This window comes from Pseudomonas sp. JAI111 (assembly GCF_024809425.1).
In the GTDB taxonomy this organism is placed as follows: domain Bacteria; phylum Pseudomonadota; class Gammaproteobacteria; order Pseudomonadales; family Pseudomonadaceae; genus Aquipseudomonas.
This window is the reverse complement of sequence record NZ_JANUCB010000006.1, coordinates 12,687-36,928: the sequence shown is the minus strand read 5'-3', so window position 1 is coordinate 36,928 and position 24,242 is coordinate 12,687. Positions and strand designations below refer to the sequence as shown.

Here is a 24,242-nt window from a genome sequence, read left to right as displayed (position 1 = left end):
ACTAGACTGCTGTGACGACAGTAGAACAATAAGAACAGGAGTCCTTGCCTTGAATGTTGCCCCCGTCCAATCACCCAACAATGTGAAAAACCAGGTCAGTGCCGCCGAATGGCAGACCCGCGTGGATCTGGCTGCCTGCTACCGTCTGGTTGCCGCGCATGGCTGGGATGATCTGATCTTTACGCACATCTCGGCCAAGGTGCCGGGTACCGAAGATTTCCTGATCAACCCGTTCGGGCTGATGTTTCACGAGATCACCGCCTCAAGCCTGGTCAAGGTCGATCAGGCCGGCAACAAGCTGATGGACAGCCCGTACGAAATCAACCCGGCCGGTTACACCATTCACAGCGCCGTGCATGAAGTGCGTCACGATGTGGTCTGCGTACTGCACACCCACACGGCGTCGGGCGTTGCGGTATCGGCGCAAAAACAGGGCATTCTGCCGATCAGTCAGCAGTCGTTGTTTGTGCTGTCCAGCCTGGCGTACCACGCTTACGAAGGCGTTGCGCTGAACCATGAAGAGAAGGCGCGCCTGCAAGCCGACCTTGGCCAAAACAACTTCCTGATGCTGCATAACCACGGTCTGCTGACCTGTGGCAGCACCATCGCCGATACATTCCTGATGATGTTCACCTTCCAGCGCGCCTGCGATATCCAGGTTTTGGCGCAGGGCGGTGGCGCTGAACTGATCGCCATCGAGCCGCAGATTCTGGCGGGCGCCAAGGCGATGATCGCCGGCGTTACCAAAAGTGCTCAAGGGATGGGCGGCGCGCTGGCCTGGCCGGCGCTGCTGCGCAAACTCGATCAACAAGACCCGGGTTATAAACTCTAATGCAACTCGCCGAGATCCCCCTGTGTGTCTGGCGTAAACGCGGCCAGACGTTTGTGTTTCGTGGGCAGACCATTCGTTACTGGACAGCCGGGCAGGGTGAGCCGCTGTTGCTCATTCATGGCTTCCCGACAGCCAGTTGGGACTGGCATTACCTGTGGCAGCCTCTGGCGCAGCGCTATCGAGTGATTGCCTGCGACATGCTCGGCTTCGGTGACTCCGCCAAACCGGCCAACCATGAATACAGTTTGCTGGAGCAGGCCGATCTGCAGCAGGCCTTGCTCGCGCACTTGAATGTCGAACGGCCGGTGCACCTGTTGGCCCATGATTATGGCGACAGCGTGGCCCAGGAGTTGTTGGCGCGGCATTACGAGACCCGCGTGGATATCGCCAGTTGTGTGTTCCTCAACGGTGGCCTGTTTCCTGAAACCCATCGTCCGGTGCTGATGCAAAAACTCTTGCTCAGCCCCTTGGGCTGGATGATCGGACGAGCCTTTACACGCGACGGACTGGTAAAGAATTTCCGGCAGATATTCGGCCCGAGAACACACCCCAGCGAAAGTGAGATGGATGATTTCTGGAGCTTGATCGACAGCAATCACGGCCCACGGATCATGCACAAACTCATCACCTACATTCCCGAGCGGCGTGTCCAGCGCGAGCGCTGGGTCGGCGCCATGCAGCGTGGTGAAGTGCCGCTGCGAGTGATTGACGGTGAGGTCGATCCCATTTCCGGTGCGCACATGGTCAAGCGCTATCGGGAACTGATCCCCGACCCGGACACCGTCCTGTTGCCTGACATTGGCCATTACCCGCAATCCGAGGCCCCGGCACTGGTGCTCAAACATTACCTCGAGTTTCGTGATCGGCTGGTTTCACCGCCGCTCAAGGTGGCCTGTTCCTGATTATCCCCCAGCCTTATCGAGCACTATTCAGCCCCACCCTTGTTGATTGTGACCAGCAGCGCCGTGCCTGACACTCGGGCTTATTGTCCTTGGCCTGCTGGAGTTTTCCCCATGAATGAGTCTGTGCGCTTCGAAGATAAAGTCGTGATCGTCACCGGTGCAGGCGGCGGCCTGGGCCGCGCACACGCCCTGCTGTTCGCCAAACAGGGCGCCAGAGTGCTGGTCAACGACCTTGGCGGTTCGGCGCAAGGTGAAGGCGCCAACGCTTCGGCAGCAGACCGCGTCGTGGCAGAAATTCGCGAGGCCGGCGGTATCGCCGAGGCCAACCACGACTCCGTCACCGACGGCGACAAAATCGTCCAGCACGCCCTCGATGCCTTCGGCCGCATCGATGTGGTGGTCAACAACGCCGGGATCCTGCGCGACAAGACTTTCCACAAAATGGACGACGCCGATTGGGACCTGGTTTACCGCGTCCACGTCGAAGGCGCCTACAAAGTCACCCGCGCCGCCTGGCCGCACATGCGCGAGCAAAACTATGGCCGCGTGATCTTCACCGCCTCGACCTCGGGCATCTATGGCAACTTCGGCCAGTCCAACTACGGCATGGCCAAACTCGGCCTCTACGGCCTGACTCGCACACTCGCCATCGAAGGCCGCAAGAACAACATTCTGGTCAACGCCATCGCGCCAACCGGCGGCACGCGCATGACCGAAGGCCTGATTCCGCCGCAAGTGTTCGAGCAACTCAAGCCGGAACTGGTGAGCCCGTTGGTGGTGTACCTGGCCAGCGAAACCTGCCAGGAGACGTCCGGGCTGTTTGAAGTCGGCGGCGGCTGGATGGGCAAAGTGCGTTGGGAGCGGAGCCTGGGCGCCGGGTTTGATCCACGGGAGGGGTTCTCGCCGGAGGATGTGGCGGCGCATTGGCAGCAGATTTGTGATTTCGAAGGCGCCGCGCATCCGAAGGACAACATCGAGGCGCTGAAGGAAATGATGGCGAATTTGCAGAAGTATTCGATCTGACGTTGATGTGTTGCGCAGGGCTTTTCAGAGCCCTGCCATGCCCCCGCTTGTTCCCTTCGCTACAAAACCATCGCCCATAAAAAAGGCCGCTGCAAACGCAGCGGCCAAAGCAAGACGTTGGATCAAGGAGCTACAAATCAACGTCAGTGTACTCAGGGCGATCAATCGAAAGAGCATCGATTCATCTGGATTCTGTCGGCGATGATGTGGATTGATCACACCTCATCGCTTTGTGCTTTCCGGTGGTTCACCTTGAAAGCCCGGCAAGAATAAGCCGTTGAGCCCTAAGGAAAAATAGCGATTCGCGACATGCAGTGTTGCAGCCTGAGCAACAGTCCCGGTTCCCGCCGCGCCATTCCCCCTGTAGTCGCCGTCGAGCGCAACCGTCGGCAATAGCCAGCATCAGCCCTTGTTCATGCATCTGGCTGATAACCCTCCATCCAGCCCATCCATACACCGCGCAAACCCGCGCTCCATCCGGGCATTCATACTTAAGAGGTACACCGCGAATACCTCCTTGGTGCGCTTATCGCTCCCAACGTGCGGCAGTAGGGTGGGGCCTTCTGTCACTCACCGGGGAAGACGCATGACAAAAACAACAATGCGCGCCATCTTCACGCCGCAAGCGCTGGCTGCTGCGGTTGCCTTGGGTTGCTGTGCCCAGGCGCAGGCTGTTTCATTCAACATTGGCGAAATCGAGGGATCGTTTGACTCCTCGCTGTCCGTCGGCGCGAGTTGGGGCATGCGCGATGCTGATAAGTCGTTGGTGGGCACTGTCAACGGCGGGACCGGTCAGTCTTCGACCGGTGACGACGGCCGGCTGAACTTCAAGAAGGGCGAAACCTTCTCCAAGATCTTCAAGGGTATTCACGACCTCGAACTGAAATATGGCGATACCGGCGTGTTCGTCCGCGGCAAGTATTGGTACGACTTCGAGCTCAAGGACGAAGACCGCGAGTTCAAGCAGATCAGTGACAGTGGCCGCAAGGAAGGCGCCAAGTCTTCCGGGACGGAGCTTCTCGATGCCTTCGTTTATCACAACTATTCCATCGCCGATTTGCCAGGCACCGTGCGCGCGGGCAAGCAGGTGGTCAGTTGGGGTGAAAGTACCTTCATCGGCAACTCGATCAACAGCATCAACCCGATCGACGTCTCCGCGTTCCGTCGCCCAGGCGCCGAGATCAAGGAAGGGCTGATTCCGGTCAACATGCTGTTCGCCTCCCAGGGCCTGACCGATCAGCTCTCGGTGGAAGGTTTCTATCAACTGGAGTGGGACCAGACCGTCGTCGACAACTGCGGCACCTTCTTCGGCAACGACGTGGTGGCTGACGGTTGCAACAACAACTACACAGTCGGCAGTCCGGCGATTGCCCCGTTGGCGCCTTTGGCATCGGCTTTCGGTCAACCGATCCAGGTAACGCGCGAAGGCGTGGTCGTTCCCCGTGGTGGCGACCGCGATGCGCGGGATTCCGGGCAGTGGGGCACGGCGTTGCGCTGGCTCGGTGATGACACCGAGTACGGCCTGTACTTCATGAACTACCACAGCCGCACACCGACTGTCGGCACCACCACCGCAGGCCTGTCGACGCTGGCCAGCCTGCCGGGCATGGTGAGTGTGGCCAACCGTCTGGCGCCGGGCAGCGGTGCGGGGCTGGCGCAAAGCGTGATGCTCGGACGCGGTCAGTACTACCTCGAATACCCGGAAGACATTCGTCTCTACGGCGCGAGTTTCTCCACCACCTTGCCTACCGGCACCGCGTGGAGTGGCGAGATCAGCTATCGCCCGAATGCTCCGGTGCAGGTCAACACCAACGACCTGACCCTGGCCATGGTTAACCCGATTGCTGGCGGAGCCGCTTCACCGATTGCCACTACTCCTGGCGCTGACAACAAAGGCTATCGCCGCAAGGAAATCACCCAGGTCCAGAGCACCCTCACACAGTTCTTCGACCAGGTATTGGGCGCCCAGCGCTTGACGCTGGTGGGCGAAGCGGCGGTGGTTCACGTCGGTGGTCTGGAACCGCGTAGCCGTCTGCGTTACGGCCGCGACTCGGTCTACGGCCAGTACGGTTTTGGCGGCGACACCGACGGCTTCGTCACCTCGACCTCCTGGGGCTACCGCGCCCGGGCGATTCTCGACTATGCCGACGTCTTTGCCGGCGTCAACCTCAAACCCAACCTGTCCTGGTCGCATGACGTCGCGGGCTATGGCCCCAACGGACTGTTCAACGAAGGCGCCAAGGCGGTCAGCGTCGGCGTCGATGCCGACTACCGCAACACCTATACCGCGAGCCTGAGTTACACCGATTTCTTCGGCGGTAACTACAACACCCTGGAAGACCGTGACTTCCTGGCACTGAGCTTCGGCGTGAACTTCTGATTTGGCTGAGAAGGATGAATTCAATGCGCAAGATGATTCTGCAATGCGGCGCCCTGGCCTTGAGCCTGCTGGCTGCCAACGTGATGGCGGCGGTATCGCCCGAAGAAGCGAATAAACTCGGCACCTCGCTCACCCCGCTCGGCGCCGAGAAGGCCGGTAACGCTGATGGCTCGATCCCGGCGTGGACCGGTGGTATCCCGAAAAACGCGGGTGCGGTCGACAGCAAGGGCTTCCTGGCTGACCCTTTCGCCAGCGAAAAACCGCTGTTCGTGATCACCCCTGCCAACGTCGACAAGTACAAGGACAAACTTTCGGAAGGTCAGGTGGCGATGTTCAAGCGCTACCCGGAAACGTACAAGATCCCGGTCTACCCGACTCACCGTACCGTGGCCGTGCCGCCGGAAATCTACGAATCGGCCAAACGCAGTGCGCTGAACGTGAACAGCATCAACGACGGTAACGGCCTGGCCAATTTCACCGGAAACCGCTACTACGCGTTTCCGATCCCGAAGACTGGCGTGGAAGTGTTGTGGAACCACATCACCCGTTATCACGGCGGCAACCTGCGCCGCATCATCACTCAGGTGACGCCGCAGACCAACGGCAGCTACACGCCGATCCGCTTCGAAGAAGAGATCGCCGTTCCGCAACTGATGAAAGACCTGGACCCGGAAAAGGCCGCCAACGTGCTGACCTTCTTCAAGCAGTCGGTGACCGCGCCGGCGCGTCTGGCCGGTAACGTGCTGCTGGTGCACGAAACCCTCGATCAGGTGAAAGAGCCGCGCCTGGCCTGGATCTACAACGCCGGACAACGTCGTGTGCGTCGCGCGCCGCAAGTGGCCTACGACGGGCCGGGCACCGCCGCCGATGGTCTGCGCACCTCCGATAACTTCGACATGTTCTCTGGCGCACCGGACCGTTACGACTGGAAACTGGTCGGCAAGAAAGAAATGTACATCCCTTACAACAGTTACAAACTCGACTCGCCGAGCCTCAAGTACGACGACATCGTCAAGGCTGGCCACATCAACCAGGACCTGACCCGCTATGAATTGCACCGCGTCTGGGAAGTGATCGGCACAGTGAAGCCGAGCGAGCGCCACATCTACGCCAAGCGCCACATGTACCTCGACGAAGACAGCTGGCAAGTTGCGCTGGCCGACCACTACGACGGTCGTGGCCAACTGTGGCGAGTGGCCGAAGGTCACGCCCAGTATTACTACGATCACCAGACCCAGGCCTACACGCTTGAAGCGCTCTACGACATCATTGCCGGTCGCTACATTGCGCTGGGGATGAAGAACGAAGAGAAACACAGTTTCGAGTTCGGCTTTGAGGCCAAGTCTGCCGATTACACGCCATCGGCACTGCGGGCGGAGGGCGTCCGGTAAGGGGCTTGATTCACTGGCAATGCAAAAGGCGACCCATGGGTCGCCTTTTTTATGGCTGCCAATCAGCGCCCTGAATACTTCTCAACAAGCGGGCTTCAGAGGGCTAGGGTTGTCGGACAATTATAAATAGGCACGCCGCAATGACCGCCATGACCCCGTGTCTGGACCGTCCTGGATTTCTGCCCCGTCTGTCTTCGCATCACCTGTCGCGTGATCGATTGACCGAGCCTTTGCTGACTTCGGCAGCACGAGTGAAATTACTCTGCGCCCCCGCCGGCAGTGGCAAGACCGCGCTGCTCACTGATTGCCTGCTACAGGCACCGCCCCAGTGTCGGGTGTGTTGGCTGCCGCTGTCAGGCGTGACATTGAGCACCGCGGAATTTTGCCAGCGTCTGGCGCAGACATTGGGGCTGGCGTCTGCGCAACAGTCGGACGTGCTCAGTGCGTTGGCTCGATTGCAGGCGCCGACCTGGCTGTTTGTCGATGACTATTGCCGCGTTCCGAACCCGGAACTCGATCACCTGTTGGACCGCATGCTGGCCGTCAGCAGTCCGATGCTGACCTGGTGGCTGGGCGGCCGACGTCGCCCGCAATGCAACTGGCCACGATTGCTGCTCGATGACGAGTTGTACGAATGCGAGCGCGCCACGCTGGCGTTCAATCAGACGGAAATCGCTTCGCTGTTGCGTCACCTGTCACCGGTCGATGCCAGCACCGCTGCCAGCAAAATCATCCAGCGCAGTGGCGGCTGGTGCGCCGGTGTGCGGGTTGCGCTGCTGCAAAAATGCGACTGGTCGCGCAACGATCCGCAGCACAGCCGACCGGACACGTTACTCGATTACCTCGAACACGAACTGTTCACCAGCCTGACCCCGGAGCTGGCGGAAGTCTGGCGGGTGCTCGCGCATTTTCCGCGATTCAATGCGCGCCTGTGCGATCACCTGTTTGGGGCGGGTGAAGGTGCGCAGTTTTTGAAAACGTTGCAAGAGTTGGGGTGTTTTATCGAGCCCTGGAGGGATACGGACGACTGGTTGCAGATTTTCCCACCGCTCACGCAATTGATGCGCGCTGAACAATGGCCGGCAGGGCGCTCATGGCATCGTCGTGCCTGCCAGTGGTTTGCGGCCGAACTCGATTGGAAAGCGGCCTTCGAACATGCCTTGCTGGCTGAAGAGTTCGAGGTCGCGGTCAGCCTGTTGCAGCATTTCAGTTTCGAGCACCTGTTCGAGGAACAGACGGTCGTGCTGCTGTTGCATTTGCATGAACAACAGGGCGAAGAGCTGATGCTCGGGTCATCGCAACTGGTCGGGCTGATCACCGCTGCCTTGTTGTTTGCCGGTCGATTCGGGCAAGCCGCTGATTGCATCGAGCATCTGTCTCGATTCACCCCTCAGCCGTCGGCATTCCTTCAGCGGCAATTGATTGCGCGCTGGCAGGCCCAGCAAGGCTGGCTACTGCATTTGCAGGGGCACATGGAGGGATCGCGAGCGCACTTTGTCGATGCACTGAGCGTACTCGGTCCTGACCTATGGCCCGTGCGCTTGATGTGCCTGTCGGGTTTGACGCAACAGGCCTTGCTGCGCGGTGAGCTCGATGTCGCGCAGGCCATCAACCGCGATGCGTTGTGCCTGGCGCGAGCACAAGGCTCGCTGGTATTCGAAGGGCTGCTGGAACTCGATCACGCGCAATTGCTGGAGCAACGCGGGGCCCCTCAACGTGCCGAAAGTGTGCTCGCCAACATCCATGGCCTGCTCACCCGGCAGCATCGAAGAGCCGAGCCTTTACTGGGGCGGATTGCCTTGCATCGTGGCCGGTTGAGTTTGACTCAGGGCCTGGATGCCGTGGCTTCGGAGTATTTCGAAACAGGGCTGCAGATCTGCCTGCGCAACCATGACAAACGGGTGCTTTATGGCTTCCTTGGATTGGCGCAGTTAGCAGCCAATAAGCGTGACTATGCTCAAGCGTTTGTTCATCTGCGCGATGCCGAACGCTTGATGCAGCAACGGCAGATTCCCGACACCGTTTATCGCGGTGCGCTGTTGCAGGTCAGCAGTCAACTCTGGCTACAGCAGGGGCGCCCCGAACTGGCCCATGAAGCGCTTAGCCGGGTGCTACGCCACTACCGTAGTCCGTTGGCGCGACAGGCTCCACCGGCAACATTAATGTTGATTGCACGGAATGAATACTTGCTGGTATTGGCGCAGGTTTATCTGCACCAGGCCAAGGACCCGATGAGTCAACTCGCCCCGCTGCTTGAACAGTCGCAACGGTCGGCCATGTTGGCGCTGGAAGTCGAATTGCTGTTCGCGGGGGCTGAAGTTGCATGGCTGAGCGGTGATTGCGTCAGGGCCAGAGAGTTTTTGCAAAGGGGCTTGAACCTGGTTGATCGTTGCGGTCTCCGACAAGCGTTCTGCGAGTTGCAACTGCGTCAGCCCGACCTTCTATCAACGTTGGGCGTTTCCGGCTTCTGTCTTGAAAACACAGTGCTCGCTAGTGAAGTAAACCCACTCAGTCAGCGTGAAGTTGAAGTGCTCAAGTTGATTGCCATGGGCAATTCCAATCAGCAGATTGCAGAGCAGCTGTTTATTTCGTTACATACAGTCAAAACTCATTCTCGGCGTATTCATGGAAAGTTAGGTGTGGAGCGTAGGACTCAGGCAGTTGCAAAGGCCAAGAAGCTGGGGGTGCTTGATTGAAAAGGAGGTTGGCTGGTTGTAGTGCGGATTTGCTTTTTATTGTTTTTAAAAATAACCGGGTCTTTTCGTGTGGGTGAAGAGTCGTAACTTACATAACAAGAATGATGTTGTGGGTTTTGAATTTTAGAAAATAAAGTTAGTTTTTGTTGGTCGAATAATTGGCGTGTTGCCATTATCGTTATCAACAAGGATTGTTTTGATGAGTGTAAGTAAGGAATTACCAAGTCAGAGGCAGTTGCGACTGGACTATTGGCGTGAAAATTATGGTGAACAAAATGTTCAGCGTTTTCTGGGCCTTGAGTCGGCCTTGGTAGAAAGTGAAAGCAAGTTGAATGAAACGATGGGGCCACGAGTTTCATTGAAAGCTTATGCACGTCATCGTATTCGTTCATGGGCACAAAGTTCGGCGGGTGTCGAGTGTGAGCCTGATCAGATTGTAGTGACGTCCCTGCATAAGTTCAGCGTGGGTGGTCGGGAGATTGCGCAAGAAGACAAGAGGACGTTGACCGAATTTGCTATTTTTGGATTGCAAAGCTCAACGCTGCAACAATTGAATTTCTCGGGAACTGTCTTTCCGGGGCTGACAAGTTCCGGCCTTCAACGCTGGCTCTCTTCGACAGATATTCGTTCTGACTTTACGATCATGATGGCTTCCGGTGCATCCGCAGCAATCAATGAGGCGATGCAAGAGCATTTGGCTCGACAGATAGAGTTCACGCTTTTTTGCGCCAACGTCGAACGCCATTTCGAACGTCTGGATGATCGTTGGATTCTGCGATACCTGCAAGGCGATCCGGCGCTGTTTTTACGCGGAGTGATTTTACCGGGCTCGGCAGCCACGATGAAAGACCTGTTTGTTATCAGTGAGCGGGGGAATCCGCAAGGTCGAAATATTCTATATGCGCCCGGCGCTCCCGATGGAAAGGTCTGGCACAGTTTCAATAACGTCGTCGCAATGGGAAATGCCGTAGGTGATTGGGCAAGCAAGTCTCCAGCGTTTATTGATGATCAGGTGAGTGTCCGCTATCGAGACTCCGCTCATCTGTTTTTCCGTGAGCTTGCGGTGAATAAGCGCTTCTGGAAAGACGACGATGTAAAGTTACGCGAGTTTATATCTCCAAAACCGGGGCAGCCTCTATTCGGTGTAGTGTCTGAACAGATTCGCTGGGACACCATCGAGGCAGCTGAGTTGGCCCCGGCAAACTATCGTAATGCGCCTGTCTTTTGGCGTGAGCAGTTTGCTCGGCTCAATACCGAACTGAAGGCGCTTTATACCGTCGAAGCTCGAGATCATACGTTCATTTCGTATCAGCAGTTTGCCTATGACTTAATAAAATACACCCTTGAGCAGGCATTAAAGTCCCAAGGCGAGCACGCATCCGTTGATCCCGATCTCATTATGATTGAGTTCAGTCCTTCGGAAAAAGCCACACTCACTTCTGTTGTTGCCAGTGAAAAAGTCTTCTATCCAGTTGAAAGAGAAAATGCGTCACCCGATCTTTACCCAAGGTATCGACTGGAACCTGGGCATCCCTCGCTCAAAAAACTCACTATCGTGCACCTTGCCCAGTGGTCCCGGACGTTGCGTCCAGGTGAGAAGTACATTGCAATGCTGAACTCGGTTTATCTTGATCCCACCGAGTTGAGCTACACGTTCAGGCGCGATGTCCATCGTCAGCGTCAGTTCGCGGAAATGAACCGGGCTGCGTTGTCTGAATACTTTCAGCAACGAATGACCTTTGAACAACTCAATGGCTTGCAGAACTCCATCAGTTCCCTCAAGCATTCGCAAACGCGCGATCCATTGGGCGATTACCCAGCGATGGAAAACAGTGTTTACCAGTTTCACCTTGGTCGACGACGTCCGGTGGAAGGGGTCTATGTATTCCGGCTTATGAACGGGAAAACAAACGAGGATTGGTTGTATACGCCGCAAGCGCCAGACGGAACGTGGTTTCGCCCGCTAGGCCATTTTGTTTCATCGGTGCGTATCAAGGGCTTGAGGGAGTATTACGCGACGCGAGTCCACTACACTGATCGACTCGCCGTCAGCAAATACTTCGACGAATTGGAAGCGTCGACTCGCAGCGTGCCGCCGCCTGATTTGGAACACAACAGCCGCGTCCGGGATTTCGCCAGGTCTTACGATGACAGCGTACGGCGCGTTATCAGGGATGTGGATGCGCAAACCACCAGTCTTGCCGAGATCATTACAGGCCTGACCTACAATGCCGTGATCCAGGCCGCGCAAGTCATCAGCCTGGTTATTCCTCCCCTTGGGCTGGCGGTTGCCGCGATTCAAATCACTAAGAACATCTTGGAGGGTGCACAGGCTTATCACGATGGAAACAAAGACAAAGCCATCACTCATTTCAAGGATGCACTGATTGATCTGGCTTCATTGGGCTATGGCAAATACAAGGAGTTTGGCAAGCAAGCAGTCACCGCCACCCAGAAAACACTGATCAGTCTTGCCGGGGATGCGAAGACAGTTGCAGGCCTGGTTTCCCAGGCCATGGGCCGAGACGTCCCTCACGAAGTGCTAAAAGAGATTGTTGAGGACGTCCTGTCCGAGGTCGGCTTATCGAGCAGCAAAACCACGGTAAGTTGATCTGACTGCCGGTCAATCCTTGAATGGACTCGATGCGGGAGGGGGCTCGAACCCCATCCGCCAACTAACGGCCCGCGTCGCCGCCAGCAATCGCTGCGCCGCCGGGCCGTTTTCATCGGCGTGAAACAACGACGCCGGGCCGACAATAGTCATGACCGCCGCCACATTCCCGACAGCATTGAACACCGGTGCCGACAACGCATCGACCCCAGGCATGAGCAAACCATGCACATGATGCAGGCCGCGTTTGCGGATCTGTTCGCATAACGCCGCATAGATCTGATCGTCCGCCAGGGCATGGTCGGTGGCGTTGCGCAGTTCCTGGTCACGCAAGTCCACGGTTTCCCGTTTCGGCAGATAAGCGCCAAACACCAGGCCAGTGGATGAGCTAAGCAGCGGCAGCACCGAGCCCAATTGCGTCACCACCGTCACCGCGCGCACGGCCGGTTCGATGTGCACCACGGTCGCACCCTGATTGCCCCACACCGCCAAAAAACAGGTTTCGTTCAGTTCATCGCGCAACTCGGCCAGGGGCAGGGCGCCGACTTTCAGCACGTCCATACTGTTGAGCGCGGCAAGGCCTACGCGCAGTGCTTCACGACCGAGTCCGTAATGGTTGGTGGCCGTGTTCTGCTCGGCAAAACCGCTGGCAATCAAGGCCTGCAAGTAACGATGAACCTTACTTGCCGGCATCTGCACGTGTTCGGCCAGGCGCGACAACGAGGTCGAAGGTGACAACTCGGCCAGCGCCTTGAGGATGTCGGTACCGACCTCGGCCGAGCGGACTTTCTGTTTATCGTTGTTGCGCGGCGTTTCCATGAAGGTGGTCTGATCCGGGGATGAATGGGCGTCTTTATAGCTTGACGGTCAATACCAATCAAATTACGTTATGCGTAATCGAATTACGATAAAAATAACCCGGGCGTGCCGAGACCTCTGCAACAGAGTGACAGGCCATTGCCTACTCCCTGTTCAGGAGGCTCCATGAACCTCGATTCAACGGCGCCAGCGCTGGCTTACCAGTCAGGCTTTGGCAACGAATTCAGCAGTGAAGCGTTGCCCGGCGCACTGCCTGTCGGCCAGAACTCCCCGCAAAAAGCCCCTTACGGCCTCTACACCGAGCTGTTCTCCGGCACCGCGTTCACCATGGCTCGCAGCGAAGCCCGGCGCACGTGGATGTATAGGATTCAGCCGTCGGCCAATCACCCGGCATTCGTCAAACTGGATCGGCAACTGGCCGGCGGCCCTCTGGGTGAAGTAACCCCCAATCGCCTGCGCTGGAACCCGTTGGACATCCCGAGCGAGCCGACCGATTTCATCGACGGGCTGGTGAGCATGGCCGCCAACTCGGGCGCGGACAAACCGACCGGGATCAGCATCTATAGCTACCGCGCCAACCGCTCCATGGAGCGCGTGTTTTTCAACGCTGACGGCGAACTGCTGCTGGTGCCGGAACTGGGACGCCTGCGCATCGCCACCGAACTGGGCGTGCTGGAACTGGAGCCGCTGGAAATTGCCGTGCTGCCGCGCGGGTTGAAATTTCGCGTCGAACTGCTCGACCCGCAGGCTCGCGGTTACATCGCCGAAAACCACGGCGCGCCGCTGCGCCTGCCGGACCTGGGCCCCATCGGCAGCAACGGCCTGGCCAATGCCCGGGACTTTCTGACGCCGGTCGCGCACTACGAAAACCTCAAGCAACCAACCACCCTGGTGCAGAAATTCCTCGGCCAGTTGTGGGGCTGCGAGCTTGATCATTCACCGCTGAACGTGGTCGCCTGGCACGGCAACAACGTGCCGTACAAATATGACCTGCGTCGTTTCAATACCATCGGCACGGTCAGTTTCGATCACCCGGATCCGTCGATTTTCACCGTCCTGACCTCGCCGACCAGCGTCCACGGCCTGGCCAATCTGGACTTCGTGATCTTCCCGCCGCGCTGGATGGTCGCCGAGAAAACCTTCCGTCCACCGTGGTTCCACCGCAACCTGATGAACGAATTCATGGGCCTGATCAAAGGCGAATACGACGCCAAGGCCGAAGGTTTCGTGCCCGGCGGCGCTTCGTTGCACAGCTGCATGAGCGCGCACGGACCGGACGGTGAAACCTGCACCAAAGCGGTCAACGCTGAGCTCGCACCGACAAAAATCGACAACACCATGGCTTTCATGTTCGAGACCAGCCAGGTACTGCGCCCGAGCCGGTTCGCCCTTGAGTGCCCGCAACTGCAACCCAACTACGATGCCTGCTGGGCCACGCTGCCCGCCACTTTCGACCCGACCCGGAGATAACCCATGACTCAGACTTCCATCACTCGTAGCTGGGTTGCCTCCGCCAACGGCCACGCCGATTTCCCGCTGCAAAACCTGCCGCTGGGTGTGTTCAGCGTGAACGGTTCGGCACCACGCAGCGGCGTTGCCATCGGCGACCATATCTTTGATCTGGAAGCGGCACTGGACGCGGGCCTGTTCGATGGCGCCGCTCGTACGGCCGTCGAAGCCACACGTGGCGGTCAGCTCAATGGGTTTTTCGAACTTGGCCGCGAGGCTCGCGTTGCGCTGCGCGAACGTCTGCTGGAACTGTTCGCCGAGGGCAGTACGCTGCGGGGCAAGATCGAAGCCCAGGGTGTCAAACTCTTGCCTCTGGCGGCGAATTGCACGATGCACCTGCCGGCGAAGATCAATGACTACACCGACTTCTACGTCGGTATCGAGCACGCGCAAAACGTCGGCAAGCTGTTCCGCCCCGACAATCCGTTGCTGCCCAACTACAAATACGTGCCGATCGGTTATCACGGCCGTGCCTCGACCATTCGCCCGTCCGGCACCGACGTTCGCCGTCCGAAGGGCCAGACCTTGCCAGCCGGTCAGACCGAGCCGACGTTTGGCCCGTGCGCACGCCTGGACTACGAACTGGAACTGGGCATCTGGATCGGCCCGGGCAACGAGATGGGCGAGTCGATCGCCATCGGTGATGCCGCTGACCATATCGCCGGTTTCTGCCTGCTCAACGACTGGTCGGCGCGCGACATCCAGGCCTGGGAATACCAGCCGCTGGGGCCATTCCTTTCGAAGAGTTTCATCACCAGCATCTCGCCGTGGGTCGTAACGGCTGAAGCGCTGGAGCCATTCCGCCGCGCTCAGCCTGCGCGCCCTGAAGGCGATCCGCAGCCGCTGCCGTATCTGTTCGACAAGCGCGATCAAGCGACGGGCGCATTCGATATCGAACTGGAAGTCCTGCTGCTGACCGAAGGCCTGCGCGAGCAAAAACTGCCCGCTCATCGCCTGACCTTGAGCAACACCCAACACATGTACTGGACCGTGGCGCAAATGGTTGCGCACCACAGCGTCAACGGCTGCCAATTGCAGGCCGGTGACCTGTTCGGTTCGGGCACGTTGTCGGGGCCGCAGAACGGTCAGTTCGGCAGCCTGCTGGAAATCACCGAAGGCGGGAAAAAGCCGATCGAGCTGGCCTCGGGCGAGGTACGTAAATTCCTTGAAGACGGTGACGAAATCATCCTGCGCGCCCGTTGCAGCCGCGATGGTTTTGCGTCCATCGGCTTCGGCGAGTGCCGTGGCAAAGTCGTGGCGGCGCGCTAAGAGGATCGGGTCATGGAACTCTATACCTACTACCGTTCGACCTCGTCTTACCGGGTGCGCATCGCGTTGGCGCTCAAGGGCCTGGACTATCAGGCGCTGCCGATCAACCTGATCGCACCGCCCGGCGGCGAGCATCGTCAGCCGCCGTACCTGGCTATCAACCCGCAAGGCCGCGTGCCGGCCTTGCGCACGGATGAGGGCGAACTGCTGATCCAGTCACCGGCCATCATCGAATACCTGGAGGAGCGTTATCCACAGGTGCCGCTGCTGTCCAAGGACCTCGCTGCCCGCGCTCATGAGCGCGGTGTGGCGGCGTTGATTGGTTGCGACGTGCATCCGCTGCACAACGTCAGCGTGCTCAACAAGCTGCGGCAATTGGGACACGATGAGCCGCAGGTGGTGGAGTGGATCGGCCACTGGATCAGCCAGGGCCTGGCGGCGGTGGAACAATTGATTGGGGAGGCGGGGTTTTGCCTTGGCGATCATCCGGGGCTGGCGGACGTCTACCTGATTCCGCAACTGTACGCAGCCGAGCGCTTCAATATTTCACTTGAAGCGTATCCACGGATTCGCCGAGTGGCGGCGCTGGCGGCGATGCATCCGGCGTTCATGAAAGCTCACCCGGCCAACCAGCCGGATACCCCTTAAAGCCCCGATGTGGGAGCTAATGCTGTTCACTTAAGACCGTTTTTGGGTTTGGGTTGGGGGGCATATCCGTTACTTGGGTAACGGCTGCTTATGGTTCCGCCCTGACGGCGGGTCACTTGGAAGAGCGCCAAGTAACCAAGCGCTCGCGCCCCTGACGTACGGTGCCTCGCTGTGGCTCGGCATTCCCTCACTCCGGTCCTGCTCCTTGGGCCCGCCGCCATCGGCCATCCATGGCCGGGGGCGGCTAACCCGGCATCCATGCCGGGTTGCCCACTACGCAGAACCTGCGTTCGGCCTTCCGACGGGGCAGATCACGATCAAGATCAAAAGCGCAAGGCGAGCTAACGCTCGACCTGATGAGTGGTGAGGAGCAAAAGCTGTGCGCCGGTCTGGTCTGCTTAATGTGGGAGCGAGCCTGCTCGCGATGCTGTTGCTGTTGCTGTTGCTGTTGCTGTTGCTGTTGCTGTTGCTGTTGCTGTTGCTGTTGCTGTTGATCGTTCCCACGCTCCGCGTGGGAATGCCGCCGGGGACGCTCTGCGTTCCGCCGTCAACGCCAGGTTTGAGTCTTGCGCAATGGTGACGCGGAGCGTCACAGGATGCATTCCCACGCAGAGCGTGGGAACGATCGCGCGCTCCGGGGAACGATCAGGACGCGCAAGCGTTGAAGAACCAGGCCGGCCGGTAGGCCGCCTCGTTTTGCTTTGGCAGTGCACGCCCCATCGTGAGGCCGAGTGGAGGTTCTGCGCAGTGGGCAACCCGGCATGGATGCCGGGTTAGCCGCCCCCGGCCATGGATGGCCGATGGCGGCGGGCCCACGGAGCAGGACCGGAGCGAGGGCATGCCGAGCCCAGGCGAGGCACCGAACGTCAGGGGCAAAAGCGCTTGGTTACTTGGCGTCGGGCCGCGCAGGCTTTTCCAAGTAACCCGCCGTCAGGGCGGAACCCTAAGCCGCCGTTACCGCAGCAACGGATATGTACCCAACCCGCAACCCGCAACCCCAAAACGTTCTTAAGTGAACAGCATTACGATGTGGGAGCGAGCTTGCTCGCGATAGCGGTCTGACTCACACATTGATGTTGGATTTACTACCGCCATCGCGAGCAAGCTCGCTCCCACAATGGATCTGCGTTTAATGGACGATTGCGTTGGGCGGTAGATGCCCCAGCCGTTCAGTCAGGCGAAGCCGCTGGATCGGGTCATCACTGAGCAGCAACGCATGCTCCAGGTCAAAGCGCTCGGCGTTCGGACAATCCAGGCGTTGGTAGAGGCTGGCCCGGGCCAGGTAATCGGAGGCATTGGCGTTGCCCAGTTCGAGCACTCGTTCGGCGTCGATCAAGGCGCCGATGTAGTCATCGTGGGAGAGGTGCAACTGGCGCAAGTTACGCGACAGGCGCTGCAGCATCTGCACCGGGTCGGCGGTCAGCAAGTGGTCGGCGCCGAGTTGCATGTTCGGTCCGTACTGGCGTTGCAGCAGTTCACGGCAATCGTTGGGGTACAACCGACGCCCGCCACAGGGGTCCAGCAAATGATCGGCGCCCGGCACCCGCAGCAGGAAATGCCCGGGGAAATTGACCCCGACCAAAGGAATCTCCAGGCGTCTGGCCAATTCCAGGGCAATCAGTCCCAGCGACAACGGCTGGCCGCGCCGCAATTCCAGCACCTTATGAATCAACGCCACCTGCGGGCGCAGCGGCGTGAAGTCGTCTTGGGCGAACCCCAGGTCATTCATGCGCCGAAGCAGCGGCTGGGCCAGTTCGCTCACGGGTAACATCGGCAAGCCATAGCTGACCCGCTGCTGCAGGTCGTTGAAGTCTGCCAGGACCTTTTCCGGGTTCAGCGCCTTGTCGTGCTCGGCTGCCATCCACAGCGCCGCCTCGAACAGCGCGGGCGGTGATCGTTGCAGGCAGGCAAAGAAACATTGGCGGGGCGTCATCTAAATCTCCGGGCAATGCCTCGTTTTAGCCCCGTCTCCGGCATTCGTCCAGTGCTGCGCACAGGCGGCTTCGGGTTATGTCTGAAAGCGCTGTATCGCAGCGCTGCTTATTCCGGTGCGCTTCTGCAATTTTTGGGCGCAAGCCTATACTGGGGCGACTACAAGAAGTGATTCGGGAGCCTTACGATGTTCGCTCTCATGCAAAGCACTCGCCTTGAATCGCTGCATCTGAGCGTCGACCCGGTCACCGGGTTGAAGGCGGTCATTGCCATTCATAACAGACGTCTGGGGCCTGCCCTGGGCGGATGTCGTTACCTTGCCTATCCCAGCGACGAGTCAGCGGTCGAGGATGCCATTCGCCTTGCCCAAGGCATGAGTTACAAGGCCGCGCTGGCTGGCCTGGCTCAGGGCGGCGGGGTAGCCGTCATCATTCGCCCCGCCCATGTGGAAAGCCGCGCTGCGTTGTTCGAAGCGTTTGGACGCTGCGTCAATGAACTCGATGGTCGCTACATCACCGCCATCGACAGCGGTACCTCGGTTGCGGACATGGATTGCATCGCTCAACAGACCCAACACGTCACCAGCACCACCTCGGCGGGCGACCCTGCGCCTCACGCTGCCATGGGCGTATTCACCGGTATTCGTGCCACCGCGATGGCCCGCCTGGGCAGCGACAACCTCGAAGGCTTGCGCGTGGCCATCCAGGGTTTGGGCAACGTCGGTTATGCCCTGGCGGAACAACTGCACGCCGCCGGCGCCGAACTGTTGGTCAGCGACATCGATCACGGCAAGGTGCAACTGGCGATGGAGCAATTGGGCGCTCACCCGATCGCCAACGACGCGCTGCTCAGCACACCCTGCGACATTCTTGCGCCCTGCGGCCTGGGCGGCGTGCTCAACAGTCACAGCGTGACGCAACTGCGCTGCTCGGCGGTGGCAGGTTCGGCAAACAATCAGCTGACTCACCTGGAGGTCGCCGATCAACTGGAGCGGCGCGGCATTTTGTATGCCCCGGATTACGTGATCAATTCCGGCGGGCTGATCTACGTGTCGCTCAAACACCGGGGTGAAGAGCTCACGACCATTACCGCGCACCTGTCGAAAATCGCCTCACGGCTGACCGAAGTGTTCGCCCATGCCCAGGCGGAAAAACGCTCACCAGCGCGAGTGGCGGACGAGTTGGCGGAGAAAGTCTTGTATCGATAAAGGGGCGAGAGCCTACCCGGCAAACTTGCTCCACAGGCCCGGCGCCACAAGCGTCGGGCCGGTTAACCGCACGCCGACCCCGCGTGCCAGGAGCCCTGTGATGCTTCACAAGGTTGAGCTGCCCTACACCCGGTTTTTATCCCCTGACGGCCAGTTGCTCGGCGAACTTCCAGCCTGGGCCGACGATTTCAATTTGCTGACGCGCCTCTATCGGCAAATGGTCCTGACCCGCCTCTTCGATCAGAAAGCCGTCGCCCTGCAACGCACCGGGCGCATCGGCACCTATGCGCCGACCTTGGGCCAGGAAGCCATCGGCGTGGCGATTGGCAGCGTGATGCACGCCGAAGACGTGCTGGTGCCGTACTACCGCGACACCGCCGTGCAATTGATGCGCGGGGTGCGCATGGAAGAAATCCTGCTGTACTGGGGCGGCGATGAACGCGGCAGCGATTTCGCTGAACCGGCGGTGGCCGAGGACTTTCCGATTTGCGTGCCCATCGCCACGCAAGCCCTGCATGCCTGCGGCGTCGCCAGCGCTTTCAAGATCCGTGGCGAGCATCGGGTCGCGGTCACCACGTGCGGCGACGGCGCGACCAGCAAAGGCGATTTCCTCGAAGCCCTCAACGTCGCTGGCGCCTGGCAGTTGCCCGTGGTGTTCGTGGTCAACAACAACCAATGGGCGATCTCGGTTCCGCGACGGATTCAGTGCGGCGCGCCGACCCTGGCGCAGAAAGCCATCGGTGCCGGGTTCCACGGTGAACAGGTCGACGGCAATGACTTGCTCGCCGTTTACGACCGGGTGCAAGCGGCCCTCGAACGCGCGCGCCACGGCAAAGGCCCGGTGTTGCTCGAATGCGTGAGTTATCGCCTGGGCGATCACACCACCGCGGACGATGCCACGCGCTACCGGTCGGCGGACGAGGTCCGGCACGCCTGGCTCGAGGAACCGGTCAAACGCCTGCAACGTTTCATGGTCGGGCAAGGTGTGTGGGACGAAAGCCGGGAGCAGGCATTGATCAGCGAATGCCAGGACCGGGTGCAGCGCGCTGTAGATAACTTTGAAGCGGCGGGTATTCAGGCCCCTGAATCGATACTGGATCACGTCTACGCAACCTGGCCTGATGCCTTGGCCGAGCAGCGTGACTGGTTACTGGAGCGGGCGGCGCGTCGGGCAGGAGGTCCGGGCCATGAGTAACGGCAAGTTCACGTTGCTGGAAGCGGTGAATCTGGCCCTGCACCGGGCCATGAGCGAAGACGACAACGTCATCGTTCTGGGCGAGGACGTCGGGGTCAACGGTGGCGTGTTTCGCGCCACCCAAGGGCTGCGCGACAGCTTCGGTTTCAAGCGGGTGATCGACTCACCGCTGGCCGAAACCATGCTCGGTGGGCTGGTGATCGGCATGGCGGCGCAAGGCTTGAAACCGGTGGTGGAAATTCAGTTCATGGGCTTCATCTACGCCGCCATGGAGCACCTGGTGTCCCACGCCAGCCGCATGCGCAATCGCACGCGGGGGCGGATCACCTGCCCGATGGTCATGCGCACACCGATGGGCGCCGGGATTCGCGCGCCGGAGCATCACAGCGAAAGCACCGAAGCATTGTTCGCGCACATTCCGGGGCTGCGGGTGGTCATTCCCTCGTCACCGGCCCGGGCCTATGGCTTGCTGCTGGCGGCCATCGACAACCCGGACCCGGTGGTGTTTCTGGAGCCGACCCGGCTCTATCGGATGAACCCGCAAACCCTGGTCGACGATGGCAAACGCTTGCCGCTGGACAGCTGTTTCACCCTGCGCGAAGGCAACGACATCACCCTCATCAGCTGGGGCGCCAGCGTCATGGAAACCCTGCAAGCCGCGACGGCACTGGCCGAGCGGGGCGTCTCGGCGGAGGTAATTGACGTTGCCAGCATCAAACCGCTGGACCTCGACACCCTGGAAGCCTCGGTGCGCAAGACCGGTCGTTGCGTGATCGTCCACGAAGCACCGCGCTCCTGTGGCGTCGGCGCGGAAATCGCCGCGAGCCTGTATGAGCGCGCGTTGCTTGAATTGCAGGCTCCAATCCAGCGCGTCACCGCGCCGGACATTCCGCCGCCGTTGTACCGGCTGGAATCGCTGTACATGCCTAACGTCGACGACATTCTTCAGGCCTGCGACAACGTCCTGCTGCACCACTTCTAAAGAGACGCCTGACCCAAGGAGGCCGCGATGAAATATTTCAAATTGCCGGATCTGGGCGAAGGCTTGCAGGAAGCGGAGATTGTCCGCTGGCATGTCAGCGTTGGCGACACCGTCAAGACCGATCAACTGCTGGTGTCGGTGGAAACCGCCAAGGCCCTTGTGGAAATTCCTGCGCCCTATGACGGCGTGGTGGCGAAACTTTATGGGGGCGAGGGCGACATCATTCACGTCGGTGAACCGCTGCTCGGTTACGAAGGCGAGGCGGACGCGGGCACCGTGGTCGGACGGCTCGAGGGCGGCGGCAACAGTCAGGAGGATTCTTTTTTTATCGGCGCGGCACCTTCGACCCGAGAGCATTTGGCAATTCGAGCCACACCTGCCGTGCGTCAACTCGCCCAACAACTGGGCGTGGAACTGAGCGGGTTGAAAGGTTCCGGCAACGATGGGCTGATCATCCGCAGCGACGTGGAAAGCGCAGCCCAGAACGATCGTGAACGGTTCGGCGGCGAGAAGCTGCGCGGCGTACGTCGCAGCATGGCACTGAACATGGCCCGCTCCCACGCCGAAGTGGTGCCGGTGACGATTTTTGGTGACGCAGACCTGCATCGTTGGGGCCAGGCGCGGGAGCCGTTGATTCGACTGGCCAAGGCCATGGCGGCAGCTTGCGCGGTGGAACCGGTGCTCAACAGTGCGTTTGACGGCAAGACCCTGTCGCTAAAACAACACGAACGGCTTGACCTGGGCATCGCTGTCGACACCCCGGACGGTTTGTTTGTGCCGGTGCTACGCGATGTTGGCCAACGCTCGGCGGCGGACTTGAAAGAAGGCGTCATGCGTTTGCGCGCCGACGTGCAGGCACGCTCGATTCCGCCCAAGGAAATGATGGGCGCCACCCTGACCTTGTCGAATTTCGGCACTTTGTTCGGCCGCTACGCCAACCCGGTGGTGGTGCCGCCCCAAGTGGCAATCCTCGCCGCTGGCGCGATTCGCGACGAGCCGGTGGCGGTCGATGGCGCGGTAGTGGTGCATCCGGTGCTGCCGCTGTCGCTGACCTTCGATCATCGCGTGGTGACCGGCGGTGAGGCGGCGCGGTTCTTCAAGGCGTTGGTCGATGCCCTGGAGCAACCCGAGGCCTGATTTTTTGCGGGCATGAAAAAGGCCCTGAGCCATTTGACTCAGGGCCTATTCAATTCGGGCGTTGCTTACTTCGTTGCCTTGGCCGCTTTGGCGGGCTTGGCGGGTGCAGCTTCCTCTGCTTCAACCGGTGCAGGCGCTTCAACCGGTGCAGCCTTTTCAACCACTTCAGCCGGTGCGTTCAGCAGTTCGGACAGGGCGTCCGGCTGGCTCTTGAACGCTTTGGCAAACACATCGCGATTCTTCGCCATGTAGATGCCGGCTTCTTCCACTTGCTGCTCGCTCAGGGACGGAACGGCTTTTTGCAACACTTCAGCCAGCAATTCGGCCAGTTCGAGCATTTTGTCATGACGGTCAGCTTCGGCTTTATCCATGAACAAGCGCTCCAGATCTCGGCTGCTGCGGTATACCACTTCGACGGCCATTCACCACCTCACATGCCTTCACATTAGTTGTCTGTTTCGACCACTGTATTTATATACAGCGAAAAGGATAAGCGAATCCCTGGTCTTTGGGTAGTGGCTTTTTAATGTAGACCGAAATCAGGGAGCGGGTGCGACCAAACGCCACGGAGCGCGCACTGGAGCACATCGCCATCATGTCGAAGGTGCCTCTGGCCTTTTTTCTGCATGCAGAACAACCGTCACGTCCAACCCGCATTATCCGGTCGAACCGACCTAAGGAAGCATCATCGTGAAAATCAACTGGGCCGAGAACCTGCGGCAGAACGTGCATCAACTTGCCGAGTCGCTGGGCAACCTGTTCGTCGAGACCTTTCATTACATGGCGCTATTCGCCATTGGTGCCGTGACCGCATGGGCGGCGGTGATGGAATTTTTGGGGATGATCGAGGCAGGGCACATCAAGATCGATGACATCTTGCTGCTGTTCATCTACCTGGAACTGGGGGCGATGGTCGGGATTTACTTCAAGACCAACCACATGCCGGTGCGTTTCCTGATCTACGTGGCGATCACGGCGCTGACGCGACTGTTGATCTCCAACGTCTCGCACCACAATCCGCCGGACATCGGCATCATCTACCTGTGCGGCGGAATTTTGCTGCTGGCGTTCTCGATTCTGGTGGTGCGCTACGCGTCGTCGCAGTTCCCTTCAGTGAAGATCGAACACCCGCAGCGCAAGATTGGTGCGGGGTCCAGTGAACATCCCGAAGTCGAGAAGGGCGAGCTCTAAAGCCTGCTGGCCGGGCGAGCCTGGCCTTTCACCGAGGGCGGCGGCAGGTTGCGATTGTCGCCGTCGGTCATGGCTTCGAGGATGGTCATGGCGCTGTGACCCTGTTCGATAGCGATGCCGAACTGAATGCTTTGCACCAGGCGCTTGAGGCGCTTGGGATCATTGCGTTGTTCGGCGCTGATCATCCGTTTGGCGACCACACGACCGCTATTGGAAAGGGTCAGCATGATGCTGCCGTCCAGACCTTGAATGCTCAGATTGATCTGATAGTCCGGCGCAAAGGCATCGGTAATGAGCTGAAAGGGGTTGTCCATGATGCGTCACCGCCTGATTGAACGTGCAGTAGTTGACCGGCCATGATCGGGTTGGTTCGCCCCACCAGACCATTGGCAGATTGCTCGCCGAGGTTTCAAAAATCCTTTTGCCTCGCAGGTGATGTAGCAAGGGGCATGCCGGAAAAATTGTCGAACAATAAACCCGGCAAAAAACAGGCGGGCACTGAGTCCCGCCTTCTTTTT

19 protein-coding genes and 1 pseudogene are annotated in these 24,242 nt (G+C 59.5%); 16 read left to right on the top strand and 4 right to left on the bottom strand.

From position 1 onward, the window contains the following. The first annotated feature begins 49 nt into the window (after positions 1 to 49). From HNR03_RS19200 to HNR03_RS19170, 7 genes are all read left to right on the top strand, one after another. Positions 50 to 832 (top strand): class II aldolase/adducin family protein, encoded by a 783-nt coding sequence (locus HNR03_RS19200; protein ID WP_222589823.1) that lies wholly within the window; start codon positions 50 to 52, stop codon positions 830 to 832. Continuing rightward, complete coding sequence (locus HNR03_RS19195) at positions 832 to 1,734, top strand: alpha/beta fold hydrolase (protein ID WP_259155201.1); 903 nt, start codon at positions 832 to 834, stop codon at positions 1,732 to 1,734. The genes HNR03_RS19200 and HNR03_RS19195 overlap by 1 nt, the downstream gene beginning before the upstream one ends. Before the next feature lie 111 nt (positions 1,735 to 1,845). After that, the gene (locus tag HNR03_RS19190; RefSeq protein ID WP_090188297.1) at positions 1,846 to 2,757 is read left to right on the top strand and encodes an SDR family oxidoreductase; all 912 of its coding nucleotides are present in this window, start codon (positions 1,846 to 1,848) and stop codon (positions 2,755 to 2,757) included. A 586-nt stretch (positions 2,758 to 3,343) separates the two neighbouring features. Next, positions 3,344 to 5,137, top strand: a complete 1,794-nt coding sequence (locus HNR03_RS19185) for a DUF1302 domain-containing protein (protein ID WP_259155200.1) — start codon at positions 3,344 to 3,346, stop codon at positions 5,135 to 5,137. Positions 5,138 to 5,160: 23 nt separating this feature from the next. Next, positions 5,161 to 6,528 (top strand): DUF1329 domain-containing protein, encoded by a 1,368-nt coding sequence (locus HNR03_RS19180; protein WP_259155199.1) that lies wholly within the window; start codon positions 5,161 to 5,163, stop codon positions 6,526 to 6,528. A gap of 140 nt (positions 6,529 to 6,668) precedes the next feature. After that, positions 6,669 to 9,224, top strand: a complete 2,556-nt coding sequence (locus HNR03_RS19175; RefSeq protein ID WP_259155198.1) for a LuxR C-terminal-related transcriptional regulator — start codon at positions 6,669 to 6,671, stop codon at positions 9,222 to 9,224. A gap of 199 nt (positions 9,225 to 9,423) precedes the next feature. Next, positions 9,424 to 11,835: a dermonecrotic toxin domain-containing protein gene (locus tag HNR03_RS19170; RefSeq protein ID WP_259155196.1), complete on the top strand. Its 2,412-nt coding sequence runs from the start codon at positions 9,424 to 9,426 to the stop codon at positions 11,833 to 11,835. Between the two features lie 12 nt (positions 11,836 to 11,847). Here HNR03_RS19170 and HNR03_RS19165 read toward each other — a convergent pair whose 3' ends face one another. Then, the gene (locus HNR03_RS19165; protein ID WP_259155195.1) at positions 11,848 to 12,654 is read right to left on the bottom strand and encodes an IclR family transcriptional regulator; all 807 of its coding nucleotides are present in this window, start codon (positions 12,652 to 12,654) and stop codon (positions 11,848 to 11,850) included. 165 nt (positions 12,655 to 12,819) lie between these two features. On the opposite strand from HNR03_RS19165, the gene hmgA reads away from it, so the two are divergent. The 4 genes from hmgA (at position 12,820) to HNR03_RS19145 (ending at position 16,660) form a co-directional block, all read left to right on the top strand. Beyond that, entirely contained in the window at positions 12,820 to 14,124 is a 1,305-nt protein-coding gene (gene hmgA / locus HNR03_RS19160; protein ID WP_259155194.1) for a homogentisate 1,2-dioxygenase, read from the top strand. Between the two features lie 3 nt (positions 14,125 to 14,127). After that, positions 14,128 to 15,432, top strand: a complete 1,305-nt coding sequence (fahA, locus tag HNR03_RS19155; protein WP_259155193.1) for a fumarylacetoacetase — start codon at positions 14,128 to 14,130, stop codon at positions 15,430 to 15,432. A 12-nt stretch (positions 15,433 to 15,444) separates the two neighbouring features. Further along, on the top strand, positions 15,445 to 16,080 hold the full coding sequence (gene maiA, locus HNR03_RS19150; RefSeq protein WP_259155192.1) for a maleylacetoacetate isomerase: 636 nt from the start codon (positions 15,445 to 15,447) through the stop codon (positions 16,078 to 16,080). A 379-nt stretch (positions 16,081 to 16,459) separates the two neighbouring features. Then, positions 16,460 to 16,660 carry a hypothetical protein gene (locus tag HNR03_RS19145; protein ID WP_259155191.1) on the top strand — a complete coding sequence of 67 codons (201 nt, stop codon included), beginning with the start codon at positions 16,460 to 16,462 and terminating at the stop codon, positions 16,658 to 16,660. Between the two features lie 549 nt (positions 16,661 to 17,209). On the opposite strand, the gene HNR03_RS19140 is transcribed toward HNR03_RS19145, so the two are convergent. Next, on the bottom strand, positions 17,210 to 18,013 hold the full coding sequence (locus HNR03_RS19140) for a SirB1 family protein (RefSeq protein ID WP_222589834.1): 804 nt from the start codon (positions 18,011 to 18,013) through the stop codon (positions 17,210 to 17,212). 186 nt (positions 18,014 to 18,199) lie between these two features. On the opposite strand from HNR03_RS19140, the gene HNR03_RS19135 reads away from it, so the two are divergent. From HNR03_RS19135 to HNR03_RS19120, 4 genes are all read left to right on the top strand, one after another. Then, the gene (locus tag HNR03_RS19135) at positions 18,200 to 19,219 is read left to right on the top strand and encodes a Glu/Leu/Phe/Val dehydrogenase dimerization domain-containing protein (protein WP_259155190.1); all 1,020 of its coding nucleotides are present in this window, start codon (positions 18,200 to 18,202) and stop codon (positions 19,217 to 19,219) included. A gap of 100 nt (positions 19,220 to 19,319) precedes the next feature. After that, the gene (gene pdhA / locus HNR03_RS19130) at positions 19,320 to 20,414 is read left to right on the top strand and encodes a pyruvate dehydrogenase (acetyl-transferring) E1 component subunit alpha (protein ID WP_259155189.1); all 1,095 of its coding nucleotides are present in this window, start codon (positions 19,320 to 19,322) and stop codon (positions 20,412 to 20,414) included. Continuing rightward, positions 20,407 to 21,396 (top strand): alpha-ketoacid dehydrogenase subunit beta, encoded by a 990-nt coding sequence (locus tag HNR03_RS19125; RefSeq protein WP_259155188.1) that lies wholly within the window; start codon positions 20,407 to 20,409, stop codon positions 21,394 to 21,396. Before pdhA ends, HNR03_RS19125 begins: the two co-directional genes overlap by 8 nt. 27 nt (positions 21,397 to 21,423) lie before the next feature. Continuing rightward, positions 21,424 to 22,533, top strand: coding sequence for a dihydrolipoamide acetyltransferase family protein (locus HNR03_RS19120; RefSeq protein ID WP_259155187.1), 1,110 nt, complete (start codon positions 21,424 to 21,426; stop codon positions 22,531 to 22,533). 167 nt (positions 22,534 to 22,700) lie between these two features. On the opposite strand, the pseudogene HNR03_RS19115 reads toward HNR03_RS19120, so the two are convergent. Continuing rightward, positions 22,701 to 22,955: pseudogene (locus HNR03_RS19115) on the bottom strand (YebG family protein); the annotation flags it as partial. A gap of 268 nt (positions 22,956 to 23,223) precedes the next feature. Here HNR03_RS19115 and HNR03_RS19110 point away from each other — a divergent pair. Continuing rightward, positions 23,224 to 23,724, top strand: coding sequence for a phosphate-starvation-inducible protein PsiE (locus tag HNR03_RS19110; protein WP_222589840.1), 501 nt, complete (start codon positions 23,224 to 23,226; stop codon positions 23,722 to 23,724). On the opposite strand, the gene HNR03_RS19105 is transcribed toward HNR03_RS19110, so the two are convergent. Then, positions 23,721 to 24,038 carry a DUF3509 domain-containing protein gene (locus HNR03_RS19105; RefSeq protein ID WP_090188252.1) on the bottom strand — a complete coding sequence of 106 codons (318 nt, stop codon included), beginning with the start codon at positions 24,036 to 24,038 and terminating at the stop codon, positions 23,721 to 23,723. The genes HNR03_RS19110 and HNR03_RS19105 overlap by 4 nt on opposite strands. Between the last annotated feature and the right edge of the window lie 204 nt (positions 24,039 to 24,242).

What these genes read in the sequence shown, in the direction of transcription:
- HNR03_RS19195 (WP_259155201.1), top strand. Translation starts at nt 832, where the DNA reads ATGCAACTCGCCGAGATCCCCCTGTGTGTCTGGCGTAAACGCGGCCAG.
- HNR03_RS19190 (WP_090188297.1), top strand. Translation starts at nt 1,846, where the DNA reads ATGAATGAGTCTGTGCGCTTCGAAGATAAAGTCGTGATCGTCACCGGT.
- HNR03_RS19185 (WP_259155200.1), top strand. Translation starts at nt 3,344, where the DNA reads ATGACAAAAACAACAATGCGCGCCATCTTCACGCCGCAAGCGCTGGCT.
- HNR03_RS19180 (WP_259155199.1), top strand. Translation starts at nt 5,161, where the DNA reads ATGCGCAAGATGATTCTGCAATGCGGCGCCCTGGCCTTGAGCCTGCTG.
- HNR03_RS19175 (WP_259155198.1), top strand. Translation starts at nt 6,669, where the DNA reads ATGACCGCCATGACCCCGTGTCTGGACCGTCCTGGATTTCTGCCCCGT.
- HNR03_RS19170 (WP_259155196.1), top strand. Translation starts at nt 9,424, where the DNA reads ATGAGTGTAAGTAAGGAATTACCAAGTCAGAGGCAGTTGCGACTGGAC.
- HNR03_RS19165 (WP_259155195.1), bottom strand. Translation starts at nt 12,654, where the DNA reads ATGGAAACGCCGCGCAACAACGATAAACAGAAAGTCCGCTCGGCCGAG.
- hmgA (WP_259155194.1), top strand. Translation starts at nt 12,820, where the DNA reads ATGAACCTCGATTCAACGGCGCCAGCGCTGGCTTACCAGTCAGGCTTT.
- fahA (WP_259155193.1), top strand. Translation starts at nt 14,128, where the DNA reads ATGACTCAGACTTCCATCACTCGTAGCTGGGTTGCCTCCGCCAACGGC.
- maiA (WP_259155192.1), top strand. Translation starts at nt 15,445, where the DNA reads ATGGAACTCTATACCTACTACCGTTCGACCTCGTCTTACCGGGTGCGC.
- HNR03_RS19140 (WP_222589834.1), bottom strand. Translation starts at nt 18,013, where the DNA reads ATGACGCCCCGCCAATGTTTCTTTGCCTGCCTGCAACGATCACCGCCC.
- HNR03_RS19135 (WP_259155190.1), top strand. Translation starts at nt 18,200, where the DNA reads ATGTTCGCTCTCATGCAAAGCACTCGCCTTGAATCGCTGCATCTGAGC.
- pdhA (WP_259155189.1), top strand. Translation starts at nt 19,320, where the DNA reads ATGCTTCACAAGGTTGAGCTGCCCTACACCCGGTTTTTATCCCCTGAC.
- HNR03_RS19125 (WP_259155188.1), top strand. Translation starts at nt 20,407, where the DNA reads ATGAGTAACGGCAAGTTCACGTTGCTGGAAGCGGTGAATCTGGCCCTG.
- HNR03_RS19120 (WP_259155187.1), top strand. Translation starts at nt 21,424, where the DNA reads ATGAAATATTTCAAATTGCCGGATCTGGGCGAAGGCTTGCAGGAAGCG.
- HNR03_RS19105 (WP_090188252.1), bottom strand. Translation starts at nt 24,038, where the DNA reads ATGGACAACCCCTTTCAGCTCATTACCGATGCCTTTGCGCCGGACTAT.